The 11,628-nt window shown below is 68.5% G+C and carries 10 protein-coding genes; 2 read left to right on the top strand and 8 right to left on the bottom strand.

Annotated elements, in window-relative coordinates:
- The 6 genes from QTH87_RS18510 to QTH87_RS18485 form a co-directional block, all read right to left on the bottom strand.
- Positions 1-246, bottom strand: a complete 246-nt coding sequence (locus tag QTH87_RS18510) for a hypothetical protein (RefSeq protein WP_286611316.1) — start codon at positions 244-246, stop codon at positions 1-3.
- A 37-nt stretch (positions 247-283) separates the two neighbouring features.
- Positions 284-1,288: a TRAP transporter substrate-binding protein gene (locus tag QTH87_RS18505; RefSeq protein WP_286611314.1), complete on the bottom strand. Its 1,005-nt coding sequence runs from the start codon at positions 1,286-1,288 to the stop codon at positions 284-286.
- 64 nt (positions 1,289-1,352) lie between these two features.
- A complete protein-coding gene (locus QTH87_RS18500; RefSeq protein WP_286611313.1) occupies positions 1,353-2,633 on the bottom strand; it encodes a TRAP transporter large permease in 1,281 nt (426 codons plus the stop codon).
- Positions 2,630-3,220 (bottom strand): TRAP transporter small permease, encoded by a 591-nt coding sequence (locus QTH87_RS18495; RefSeq protein WP_286611311.1) that lies wholly within the window; start codon positions 3,218-3,220, stop codon positions 2,630-2,632. Before QTH87_RS18495 ends, QTH87_RS18500 begins: the two co-directional genes overlap by 4 nt.
- 63 nt (positions 3,221-3,283) lie before the next feature.
- Entirely contained in the window at positions 3,284-3,733 is a 450-nt protein-coding gene (locus tag QTH87_RS18490) for a type II 3-dehydroquinate dehydratase (RefSeq protein ID WP_286611309.1), read from the bottom strand.
- A gap of 25 nt (positions 3,734-3,758) precedes the next feature.
- Positions 3,759-4,772: a TRAP transporter substrate-binding protein gene (locus QTH87_RS18485; protein ID WP_444812811.1), complete on the bottom strand. Its 1,014-nt coding sequence runs from the start codon at positions 4,770-4,772 to the stop codon at positions 3,759-3,761.
- Positions 4,773-4,968: 196 nt separating this feature from the next.
- On the opposite strand from QTH87_RS18485, the gene QTH87_RS18480 reads away from it, so the two are divergent.
- Positions 4,969-5,751, top strand: coding sequence for an IclR family transcriptional regulator (locus QTH87_RS18480; protein WP_286611306.1), 783 nt, complete (start codon positions 4,969-4,971; stop codon positions 5,749-5,751).
- Here QTH87_RS18480 and yccS read toward each other — a convergent pair.
- Positions 5,735-8,005, bottom strand: a complete 2,271-nt coding sequence (yccS, locus tag QTH87_RS18475) for a YccS family putative transporter (RefSeq protein WP_286611304.1) — start codon at positions 8,003-8,005, stop codon at positions 5,735-5,737. The two genes, QTH87_RS18480 and yccS, sit on opposite strands and share 17 nt — an antisense overlap.
- Before the next feature lie 191 nt (positions 8,006-8,196).
- On the opposite strand from yccS, the gene QTH87_RS18470 reads away from it, so the two are divergent.
- Positions 8,197-8,733, top strand: a complete 537-nt coding sequence (locus QTH87_RS18470) for a hypothetical protein (RefSeq protein WP_286611303.1) — start codon at positions 8,197-8,199, stop codon at positions 8,731-8,733.
- On the opposite strand, the gene QTH87_RS18465 is transcribed toward QTH87_RS18470, so the two are convergent.
- Complete coding sequence (locus QTH87_RS18465) at positions 8,730-11,543, bottom strand: hybrid sensor histidine kinase/response regulator (RefSeq protein ID WP_286611301.1); 2,814 nt, start codon at positions 11,541-11,543, stop codon at positions 8,730-8,732. The two genes, QTH87_RS18470 and QTH87_RS18465, sit on opposite strands and share 4 nt — an antisense overlap.
- Positions 11,544-11,628 lie beyond the last annotated feature (85 nt).

Genomic DNA, 11,628 nt, shown 5'->3' with positions numbered 1-11,628 from the left:
TCATCGACGCAGCGCGTCGCGCACGCGCCTGAACCAATGCCGCAGGCGTGCTGCGGGACCGCCGGCTCGGCGGCCCGTCTGCAAGGCATCGACATCGTGATAGCCGCTGTAGAGCGCTTCAGTCTCCCGCCGAAGGCGACGAGCCTTGTCGACGATATCTTCTGGTGAGTTCAACGAGGTCCCGATCTCTGCTTCGAAGCCATTGATACGGGACTTGCCGCCGGCTGGATTCATGTCTTTTGACATGTCCCCGTGCGGCGGCGCCGAGCCTTGTCGTCCGGCCCTACTTGCGAACCTTGGCGATCTCCGCCATCAGTTCCTTGACGGTGGCCTCGCCGACCGTCGCCGAGTACTTGTCGATCACGGGCTTGACCTTCTCGCGCAGCTTGGCCATCTCCGCCGGCGGCAGTTCGGTCACGGTCATGCCGGCCTTCTTGAGCGATTCGAGCGCGCTGTCGGCAGCGCCGCGCGACACCTCGCGCTGGAAGACGGTGGCCTCGGCAGCGGCGTCGCCGACGATCTTCTTCTCGTCCGCGCTCATGCCGTCCCAGGTCTTCTTGCTGATGATCAGCGCCTGCGGGTTGTAGATGTGGCGGGTCTGCGTGAGGTACTTCTGCACCTCGGCGAACTTGGACGACAGGATCACGGTGTTCGGGTTCTCCTGGCCGTCGACCGCCTTCTGGTCGAGCGCTGAATAGAGCTCGGGGAAGGGCAGCGGCGTCGCGTTGGCGCCCAGCGTGTTGAAGAGGTCGATGTAGATCGGCGACTGGATCACGCGGATCTTGAGGCCCGCGATGTCGTCGGCCTTGGCGATCGGCCGCTTGCTGTTGGTGACATTGCGAAAGCCCAGGTCCCAGTAGCCCAGGCCGTGCAGGCCCTTCTCCTCGAGCTTGGCGAAGAGGTTCTTGCCGAAGGGGCCGTCGGTCACGGCATCGGCCTCCTTGCCGTTGTTGAACAGGAAGGGGAAGTCGTAGGCCGCGAACTCCTTCACCTGGGCCGTGAGGATGCCGGCGTTGAGCACCGTGATCTCGACCGTGCCGCCCTGCAGCGCCGAGACGGTCTGCAGGTCGCCGCCGAGCGCGCCGCCCGGGAACAGCTTGACCGTGATCTTGTTGCCCGATTTGGCGGCCACGAGCTCGGCGAACTTCTGCGCGCCCTGCGCCTGCGGATGGCCGGTCTGGTTCTGGAAGGCGAACTTGAGCGTGCGCTCCTTGACCTGCGCGCCGGCCGCGACCATGGCCAGCGTGGCAACGGCCGCGACGAGGGTCTGGCGGAAGAAATGCTTCATGGAATGTCTCCTTGATCTCGTTGAAATGCAAAAGGCCGGGTTGCCCCGGCCTGTGGTCGCCTCGTCAGCCGGAGAAGAACTTCGCCGGCCAGATGACCAGCCACGGGAACAGGACCATGACGAACATGATCGCGAACTCCGCAATCATGAAGGGGACCACACCCTTGGTGACATCGTCCATCGAGATTTTCCCGACACCCGCCACCACGTTGAGCACCGTCCCCACCGGCGGCGTCACCAGGCCGATCGAGTTGTTGATGATGAACATCACGCCGAAGTACACCGGGTCGATCCCCGCCGCATTCACGATCGGCATCAGCACCGGCGTCAGGATCAGGATCGTGGGCGTCATGTCCATCGCGGTGCCGACCACCATCACGAGCACCATGATCGCCATCATCAGCAGGATCTTGTTGTCCATGAAGGGCTGCAGCAGGCCCACCACCTTCGAGGGCAGGTCCGCCACCGTGATCAGCCAGGCGCTCACCATCGCCGCGGCGATCAGGAACATCACGATCGCACTGGTCTTCGCCGCGCTCACGAAGATGCCGTACAGGTCCTTCCAGGTGAGCTCGCGGTAGATCACGGTCGAGACGAACAGCGCATACACCGCCGCCACCACTGCCGCCTCGGTCGGCGTGAAGACGCCCATGCGCAGGCCCACCAGGATGATCAGCGGCAGCAGCAGTGCCCACAGCGCCTTGCGGAACGCGGTGAAGATCTCAGCGCCCGACTTGCGCGGCGGCGGCACGATCTTCTCCTTGCGCACCAGCCAGGCCCAGGTCAGCCACAGCGCAGCGCCGATCAGGATGCCCGGCACGATCGCCGCCAGGAACAGCTTGGAGATCGACACGTTGGCCGCAACGCCGAAGATCACCAGCCCGATGCTGGGCGGGATCACCGGGCCGATCACGCCCGTGGCCGCGATCAGGCCGCCCGCGCGTGCCTTGTCGTGGCCGGCCTTGACCATCATCGGCAGCAGGAGCGCGGTGAGCGCCGCCGCATCGGCCACCGCCGAGCCCGACAGCGCCGACAGCAGGCAGCCCGCCAGGATGGTCACGTAGCCCAGGCCGCCCTTCACGTGGCCGACCAGCGCGAGCGCGAAGTCGACGATGCGCTTGGACAGCCCGCCGACGTTCATGATCTCGCCGGCCAGCATGAAGAAGGGCACGGCCAGCAGCGGGAAGCTGTCGGCGCCGCCGATCACGTTCTGCGCCAGGATCTGGGCGTCGAACAGATCGAGGTGCCACATCAGGGCCACGCCGCTCGCCAGCAGCGAGAAGGCAATGGGAATGCCCATCGCCATGGCGAGCAGCAGGGAACCCACGAAGACAAGGATCGTCATGGCCTGGCTCCTCGTGCGCCGGCATTGGCGGCAACGGGATCGGTGTCGTTGGCGGTGCCCAGGATCTGCTGCAGCGCCACGGCTTCCTCGGACTCCTGGACCATCACCAGTTCAGCGTCGCTGAGCTGGCCGCTCAGCAGCCGCCAGAGGTCGAGCGCCAGGATGAAGAAGGCCATCACCGAGAACACGATGCCCGAGGCATACACCACCGCCATCGAGGCGCCGGTGACCGGCGCGGTCACGTCCCAGTTGATCTTGGCCTGCGCCACGCTGCCCTGGAACAGCAGCCACACGATGTAGATCATGACCACGTGGCCGAGCGCCAGGCAGATTTTCTTGCCGGCGGGCGGCAGCTTCTGCACCACCATGTCCACGCCCAGGTGGCCGTGCTCCTTGAGCGCCACGACGGCCCCCAGGAAGGTCACCCAGATGAAGAGCCACCGCGACACCTCCTCCGACACCGTGATGCCGGAGTTGAAGCCGTAGCGCAGCACCACGTTGCCGAATACCAGCACCACCATCACCGCCAGCGCCCCGGCAATGAGCATCTCGATGCCCTTGCAGCATCTGTCGAGCCATCGATTCATGTTGTTTGTCTCTTTGTCCGAAGGCCGGAAGATACGTCCATTTCGTGTCGCCGTGGGGCGAAATCAGGCCGCCGCGGCGGCTTCGCGCTGCAGTTCGACCAGCGCGCGCAGCGCCGCCAGGTACGACTGCGGGCCCAGGCCCTGGATCGTGCCGCGGACGGCGGGCGAGATGATCGAATGCGCGCGCCATGCCTCGCGCGCCGCAATGTTGGACATGTGGACTTCCAGCGTCGGGAAGGGCATGGCCTTGATCGCGTCGTGCAGCGGCACCCCATGCTGCGTGAGCCCGGCCGGATTCACGAGCGCGCCCTGCGCCTCGTCGATGTTCGCGTGCAGGAAGTCGATCAGCGCGCCTTCGTGGTTCGACTGCATCACGGCGAGCGTCACGCCGAGCTCGGCGGCGAGCGCCTCGAGCCTGGCGTTGATCTCGGCCAGCGTGGTCCTGCCGTAGATGTGGGGCTCGCGGCGGCCGAACAGGTTCAGGTTCGGTCCGTGCAGGACGAGGATCTTCATGTGGCTTCTCCCTGGTTCACCGTCATCACTTGCGGATGCGTGCGAGCTCGTCGTTGTAGAGCTTGACGATCGCGGGGTCGTAGCTGGCCGAGAACTTGTCGACGACCGGCTTGGCGATCTGGCGCATGCGGGCCTGTTCGGCCGGCGACACCTCGTTGAACTGCATTCCCTTGGCCTGCAGGTCGCCGACCGACTTCTGGGCCGCGGCGCGGCTCACCTGGCGCTGGTAGCCGCGGGCCTCGTTGGCGGCCTCGTTCATCCACTTCTGCTCGGTGGGGGTCAGCGAGTCCCAGAACTTCTTGCTCACCAGCACGATGTTGGCGGCATAGACGTGGTTGGTCGCGCTCAGATACTTCTGCACTTCGAAGAACTTGTTCGACAGGATCACCGAGAACGGGTTCTCCTGGCCGTCCACGGCCTTGGCTTCGAGCGCGCCGTAGAGCTCGGCGAAGGGCATCGGCACCGGGTTGGCCTTGAAGGCCTTGAAGGTCTCGAGGAACACCGGGTTCGGAATCACGCGGATCTTGAGGCCGTCGAAGTCTTCCGGCTTGGCGATCGGGCGCTTGCTGTTGGTGACGTTGCGAAAGCCCAGGTCCCAGTAGCCGAGCGCGACCAGGCCCTTCTCGGGCAGCTTGGCGATCAGCGCCTGGCCCAGCGGGCCGTCGAGCAGCGCATCGGCCTGCGCGAAGTTGGCGACCGCGAACGGGAAGTCGACCAGGCCGAATTCCTTCACGATGCCAGCCAGCGAGGTCGTGGCCGGCGCCGACATCTGCTGCACGCCACCCTGCAGCGCGGACTGCTGCTGCATCTCGTTGCCGAGCTGCGAGGCGGGGAATTCCTGCACCTTCATCTTGCCGCCGCTCTTGGCCGCCAGCAGTTCGGAGAAGCGCTTGACGCCGAAACTCACCGGGTGGTCGGCGTTGTTCAGGTGGCCGAAGCGGATGACGCGTTCCTGGTCCTGGGCGAGGGCAGGCGCTGCGAGGGCGAAGGCAAGGCCGGCGAGAGCCAGCGTGCGGGTGAGGCGGTTCAGAAGTCTCAAGACGGTCTCCATGAGGATGGACAAACAGGCGCCGGCCGGGGTGGCAGGCGGATCGGGGGCGATCATAGGTTTCAAGTGGAAAGTCTTTCCATTCGTGAAAACCCTTTACAGCTTCCTGCTCTAATGGCGCCAAGCTCTGCATCTCGCCCAGGTCGTCGCAGTTGCATACTTGGCCCTCCCCCGCCCCCCGAACCCCATGACTTCGATCATCGAACGCAGCTTCAAAGTGATAGAGCACCTGGCGGAGCATCCCGACGGCACCGCGCTGTCGGCGCTCGCCACCGAGATGCAGATGCCGCTGAGCGCCACCCACCGCATGCTCGCGGAGCTGGTGCGCAACGGCTACGTGCGCCAGGACCAGCGCCACGGCGACTACATGCTGACCATGAAGGTGGTCTCGCTCGGCCTCAGCTTCCTGAGCAACAGCGGGGTGGTCGACGTCGCGCAGCCGCTGCTCGACCGGCTGGCGGCCGAGTCCGGCGAACTGGTGCGGCTGGCCGTGGTCGACGGCGACGAGCTGACCTTCGTCGCCAAGGCCCAGGGCGCGACCCGCGGGCTGCGCTACGACCCCGACATGGGCCTGTCGGTGAACCTGTCGTGCAGTTCGGCCGGCCATGCCTGGCTGTCGACCATGACCGACGAGCAGGCGCTCGAGCTGGTCGCCAAGCAGGGCTTCGGCAAACCCGAAGACTTCGGCCCCAAGGCGCCGACCACGGTCAAGGCGCTGCTGGCCTACCTTCGTGCGGCGCGAAAGCGCGGCTTCGCGGTCATCAACGAGGTGTTCGCGCCCGCCATGGCCGCCATGGCCGCGCCGGTGCGCAGCGGCAACGGGGCGGCGATCGGCGTGGTCACCATCGCGGGGCCGTCGGTGCGCCTGACCGAGGAGCGCATGCTGGCGCTGGGCCCGGTGCTGCTGGCCGCGGCCGAGGACGTGGCGCTCGCCAGCGGCGGCTCGGCGATGTTCAAGCGGCGGGCTTGACGGCCTGCGGATCTTCATCCGCCACTTCGGCGCTCTCGGGGGCCAGCCACTCGCGCGCGTGATGGCGCAGTGCATCGATCTGCAGCCAGGCCAGGTTGACCTCGGTGCGCAGCAGGCGCAGCGAGGCGTCGTCGCCATCGGCGGACTCGGCCATCGCGTCCTCCGCGACTTCCTGCGGCGGGCCGCCGAGCTCGATGCGCACCAGCGCCTCCTGGGCCAGGCGCGTGGAGCTGACCTCGAGCTCGCCCTTGTCGAGCCCCATCGCGAGCCCGTCGAGCGCAGTGGCAGCGCTCTCGGCGGCCGCCATCACGCCGAGGGCGCGCACCGGATCGGGTAGCGCGACGCGATGCGACCCGAGCGCCGAGAGGTAGCTCAGCAGCGTGTGGGAGCGGATCAGCAGGCGCAGCGCGATGCCCGCGCGCGGGCGCACGAAGCCGGGCTCGCGGAACATGTCGGCGACCGCGGTCGACAGCGCCGCATCGGCGTTGTGGTCGTTGCGCCGCGCCAGCCGATATTCGAGATGGTCGACCGCGCCCGAGCGGTACTGCTTGACGATCTGGCGCAGGTAGCCCGCATGGCTGCGCATCGCGGTCGCCGCGATCTCGCTGAAGCGGCGCGCCTGCCAGTTCGGCAGCACCAGCAGCACCGCGAGGCCCGCGATCGCACTGCCGATCGCCGTGTCGACCAGCCGCGGCACGATCAGCGCGTCGCTGTCGGCGACCTGGTTGAAGCACATCAGGACCAGCACCGTCATCGCCGCGGTGGCGAGCAGGTAGCGGCTGGCGCGGGTGGCGAAGAACAGCACGCCGGCCGCCACCGCCAGCACAGACTGCAGCACCGGTTGCGGAAACAGCTGCAGCAGCGCCCAGCCCACGATCACGCCGAGCACCGTGCCCGCCACGCGCTGGCCCATGCGGGAGATGGTCTCGCCGTAGGTCTGCTGGCAGACGAACAGGGTGGTCAGCAGGATCCAGTAGCCCTGGGCGGGATGAATGACCAGCATCACGCCATAGCCCGCGGCCAGTGCCACCGACAGCCGCAGCGCATGGCGGAACAGCGCCGAGCGAGGCGTCAGCTGGCGCCGTACGCGTTCGGCGGCGTCGTGCCAGGAGCGCGGCGAGCGGTCGAAGAGCTTCATCTCCGTGCGGCCCGCGCGCGCCGAGGGCTGGCTGGCGCCGGCCAGCTGGGCATCGAGCCGGACCAGGTTTCGCGCCAGCGCCTCCACCGCTTCGAGCAGCTTGCGCCGCTGCGGTGCATCGGCGCGTGCCCGCGCGTGGTCGAGGGCTGCCCGCAGCTCGCCCAGCGCCTGCGCCGTCTGGCTGCCGAAGACGAAAGGCTCGCGCCGTGCGATCGAGCCCGCGAGCCGCTCGCAGGCCACGCCCTGCAGGTCGAGCACACGCTGGCAGCGATACAGGAGGTCGCTGTGGAAGAAGGCGTCGGCCATCGCGTTGTAGTCCTCGTGCGAGGAGCTCGCGCGCTCGTGCACGTCCTGCGCGATCAGGTAGAGACCGCGGTAGCGCGAGAGGCGCCCGCTCGGTGCGCGCGCGCCGATGCGCCTGAAGATGCTTTCCTTGGCCGCGTTGAGCGCACCGACCACCTCGGCATTGAGCAGCGCCAGCGACAGCCGCTTGCTCTCGATGTCGACATCGCGCAGCGGCTCGAACAGCGAGGCCTTGTAGCGCACGTAGGCACCGAGCACCGTGTAGAGCTTGACCAGCCGCGATTGCACCTCCTGGGCCGGAAAGGCCGCATACCAGAGCACCGACAGCAAGCCGTACCAGGTGGCTCCGGCCAGCAGCAGCACGGGCTCGCGCAGCGACGCGGCGCCGCGATGGGCCTGGTTGTCCATGCCGAGCGTGGTGTACATCGCGAGCACCAGCGTGGCGTAGCCGATCGACTTGTAGCGGGCCTCGACGGCGCCGAGCATCGTGAGCCAGAAGGCCGCGAGAGCAAGTCCGGCGATGAAGAACGGCGGCCGCGCGAAGGTCGCCTCCACCGAGAAGGAGACCATCGCGAACGCGATGAGCGTGACCACCAGCGCGCGCATGCGGCCGCGCCAGCTGTCGTCGGTCTCGGCCAGCGCGCTCGCGATCGCGCCGAGGAAGAGCGGAATCACGGCATCGGTGCGGCCGGCGAGCGCGCACAGCGCCATCAGGCTGCCGAGCGCCAGCAGCACCTGGATCGCCTGGGCCCGGGCCTGGAAGGCGATCGCCTGCACACGCGGGCGCAGCGTGTCGAGGAAACGGGCGGCCATGGCGGCATCTTGCACGATGCATGCCATCGGCGCGACACCCGATGCAGGAACCTGGCAGGCGTGCCGGGTTTCCAGGCCAGCGTGACCGGGAACTCGCGCACCGCGGCTCGCCGCTGAAGGCCGCGCCCCTGGACCGCCGCTTCGCGCTGCGGCATGCTTCGGTTCTCGATCGATCGCCTTCCGAGGAAACCATGGCCAACCGACGCAGCTTCGTCAGCGCCGCGACCCTGCTCGCTTCGGCACCCGCGCTCGCGCCCCGCCTGGTGCAGGGCGCGGACGCGCCGGCCCCCTCCTTCGCCGACTTCCTCTTCGTGCAGACGGCCGACAGCGTCAGCTACGACAAGACCACCGGCAAGCTGGCGCTGAGGGACGTGAGCCCTGTCACTCTGTTCTTTTCCGATCGGCCCGAACGCATCGCCGGCAACATGAGCACCTCGGCTTTTGCGCCTTTCTGGACGCAGGGGGCGCAGAGCTTCCTGGCCGACGCGCCGAGCGCCGACATCTCGATCGTCGAGGGCCAGAAGCTGCGCCAGGTGGTGGCGCTGCTGCGCAGCCCGGTGCTCACCGGCTCCACGCTGACCTACACGGCACGCATCATCAAGGGCACGATGCCGGCCAAGGGTACGGACGTGTCGCTGTTCATCGACATCGTCGGCATGCCGCTCGCTGCGCTGTGGTATGCCGCCGTGGCGCGGCGCAACTACCGGCGCGCCTCGATCATTCGCTAGCGCCGCTGCAGCAGCGCATCGAGCACGCCGAGGTCGACCGGCTTGACCACGTGGTGGTCGAAGCCGGCGTCGCGCGTCTTCTCGCGGTCGCGCTCGCCGCCCCAGCCGGTCTGGGCGATCAGCACGACCTCGCCGCCCCAGGGCAAGGCGCGGATGCGCCGGCACAGCTCGTAGCCGTCGATGCCGGGCATGCCGAGGTCGAGCAGCATCGCGTCGGGCCGAAGCACTTCGGCGCGTGCCAATCCGGCCTCGCCGCCATAGGCAACCTCGACGCTGTGGCCGAGAGCCTCCACCGCGAGCGCGAGCGTGTCGGCGCTGTCGCGGCTGTCGTCGACCACCAGCACGCGCCAGGCGGTCTCCGCCCCGGCATCGGCGTGCGGGTCCGCCACTGGCATCGCCGCCGCGGATGGCTCGACCGCCAGCGGCAACCGCACTTCGAACCGGCTGCCGCGGGCCAGGCCCTCGCTGAGCGCGGCGATCGTTCCGCCGTGCATCTCGACCAGCGCCTTGGCAAGCGCGAGGCCGATGCCCTGGCCGCCTTCGGAGCGATTCAGCGACGACTCCACCTGGCCGAACATCTCGAAGATCTGGTCGAGGTGCCGGGCATCCAGGCCGATGCCGTTGTCCGCGATGCACACCAGCGCGCCGGCGCCATGGCGCTCGACGGACAGCTCGATCGCACCGCCACGCGGGGTATACTTCGCGGCATTGATCAGGATGTTGGAGAAGACCTGGGCCAGCCGCGTGAGGTCGCCGTCGAGGATCAGGGGCTCGGGCGCAAGCCGCAGCGAGAACGTGTGGCCCGCGGCATCGATCGCAGGCCGCGCGATCTCGACCGCGCGGTCGATCGCGGTCGCCAGCGCCAGGCGCTCGAGCCGCAGCCGCAGCTGGCCCTGGCTCAGGCGCGAGGCGTCCAGCAGGTCGTCGAGCAGATGCGCCATCTGGCCGACCTGCCGCTCGATGACGTCGTGGCACCAGCTCGCCATGGCGGCGTCGGCACCGCCGGTCTTGCGCAGCACGCCCACCGCGTTGCGGATGGGTGCCAGAGGGTTGCGCAGCTCGTGCGCGAGCATCGCGATGAAGCGGTCCTTCTGGCGATCCGCGTCATGCAGCGCCTGCTCGGCCTGCTTGCGCTCGGTGATGTCCATCGTGATCCCGAAGCTGCGCACCGGCACGCCATCGGCGCCGTATTCGGCGTGTCCGCGATGGCCGAGCCAGGCCTCGGATCCGTCGGGCCGAAGGATGCGGAACTCGTGGACGAACGGCCGCCGTTGCGCGAAGGACTCGGCGCGCCCCCGCGAGAAAGCTTCGCGGTCGTCGGGATGCAACAGCGCGAGCACCTTGTCGGGCGCCGGCACGAAGCTCTGCTCGCTGACGCCAAAGAGGCGATAGGTCTGGGCCGACCACCACAGGACGCCGTCCGGAAGCTGCATGTCGTAGGCGCCCATGCGGCCGGCGCCGAGCGCGAGCTCGAGGCGCTCGTGCTCGACCTGCAAGCGCTGTTCGGCCAGCTTGCGCTCGGTGGTGTCGGCCATGATGCTGACCAGCCGGTGAGCGCGACCGTTCGCGCTGCGCGAGAGCACCATGCCGCGGCCCGAGAGCCACAGCCGGGTGCCGTCCGGCCGCCTGATCCAGTACTCGGCCGCGAAGGAGTCCTGCCTGTCCGCGAGCTCGCGAAAGCCGGCCGCCAGGTGGCGGTAGTCGGGATGAAGCGCACTCGCGTATTCATCGTCGGGACCGCCGACCTGGCCACGGCCGTCGGGCAGGTCGATGCCGAACAGCGCCATGCCCTCGGGTGTCCAGGTCCGCGTGCCGGTCTCGTAGTCGGTCTCCCAGGCGCCCATGCGGCCCGCATTCAGCGCCGAGCGGAAGCGGGACTCGCTCTCGCGCAGCGCGTTCTCCGCCATGGCGCGGTCGGTGATGTCGGCCCCTTGCACGAAGATGCCGCTCACGCTGCCGTCGGCCGCGCGGATCGGCTGGTAGACGAAGTCGACCAACCGCCTGGACACGCGTCCGCCCGGCGAAGGCGCCGCAGCAAACACGGCCCCGGTGGCCGAGTAGGCCTCGCCGCTTGCGTACACGCGATCGAGCAGCGCGACGTAGCCCTGGCCGACTGCCTCCGGCAGCGCCTCGGCGACCGTCAGGCCGAGCAGCGGTCGCTGGCCCACCACCTGCAGATAGGCCGGGTTGGCGATCTCGAAGCGATGCTCGGGGCCGTCGAGCAGCGCCATGAAGGTCGGGGCCTGCGCGAACATCGAGGCCCAGCGATCGCGTTCGGCGATGAGCTGGCGCGTGGCCTGCACCTGCCGCGTGGTCTCGGTGCACACCACCAGCACGCCGCCGACGCCGCCAGGCGCCGCGTCCTCGTCGATCGGGCTGTAGCTGTAGGTCCAGTAGACGTCTTCGCGCCGACCGTGGCGCGTGATGGGCACGAGGTGATCGACGTTCCAGGTGGCGCCGCCGCCGTTCATGACCTGCTCGATCTGCGGCGAGATCAGGTCCCAGATCTCGGCCCAGACCTCGCGCGCCGGACGGCCCAGCGAATCCGGGTGGCGCTCTGGGCCGATCGACTCGCGGTAGGCATCGTTGTAGAGGCAGATCAGCTCGGGGCCCCACCAGACGTACATCGGGTGACCGGTGTTGAGCATCAGCCGGACCACGGTCCGAAGCGATTGCGGCCAGTGCGCGGGCTCTCCGAGCGGCGAGGCAGCCCAGTCGTTCCCGCGCATCAGGGTCGCCATCTCGCCGCTGCCGGCCAGAAAGGCCGGCCCGTCGAGCGCAGGCGTGTGGGCGTCGGGCAGCTTGGGCATGGGTCGGGCGTTCAAGAACTTGCGGGAAGCGAAGGCTTCGCAACCCTTCAAAGTCTAGAGCAACGCGCGACGCGGCGGCCGGTGG

Source organism: Variovorax jilinensis (genome assembly GCF_030316885.1).
Taxonomy (GTDB): domain Bacteria; phylum Pseudomonadota; class Gammaproteobacteria; order Burkholderiales; family Burkholderiaceae_C; genus Variovorax; species Variovorax jilinensis.
The sequence above is the reverse complement of the archived record's forward strand: the minus strand, read 5'-3'. Positions and strand labels throughout refer to the sequence as shown.

Bases quoted from the DNA above. Each gene is read 5' to 3' on its own strand.
- QTH87_RS18470 (WP_286611303.1), top strand. From the start codon at position 8,197: ATGGCCAACCGACGCAGCTTCGTCAGCGCCGCGACCCTGCTCGCTTCG.
- QTH87_RS18495 (WP_286611311.1), bottom strand. From the start codon at position 3,220: ATGAATCGATGGCTCGACAGATGCTGCAAGGGCATCGAGATGCTCATT.
- yccS (WP_286611304.1), bottom strand. From the start codon at position 8,005: ATGGCCGCCCGTTTCCTCGACACGCTGCGCCCGCGTGTGCAGGCGATC.
- QTH87_RS18490 (WP_286611309.1), bottom strand. From the start codon at position 3,733: ATGAAGATCCTCGTCCTGCACGGACCGAACCTGAACCTGTTCGGCCGC.
- QTH87_RS18465 (WP_286611301.1), bottom strand. From the start codon at position 11,543: ATGCCCAAGCTGCCCGACGCCCACACGCCTGCGCTCGACGGGCCGGCC.
- QTH87_RS18500 (WP_286611313.1), bottom strand. From the start codon at position 2,633: ATGACGATCCTTGTCTTCGTGGGTTCCCTGCTGCTCGCCATGGCGATG.
- QTH87_RS18505 (WP_286611314.1), bottom strand. From the start codon at position 1,288: ATGAAGCATTTCTTCCGCCAGACCCTCGTCGCGGCCGTTGCCACGCTG.
- QTH87_RS18510 (WP_286611316.1), bottom strand. From the start codon at position 246: ATGTCAAAAGACATGAATCCAGCCGGCGGCAAGTCCCGTATCAATGGC.
- QTH87_RS18480 (WP_286611306.1), top strand. From the start codon at position 4,969: ATGACTTCGATCATCGAACGCAGCTTCAAAGTGATAGAGCACCTGGCG.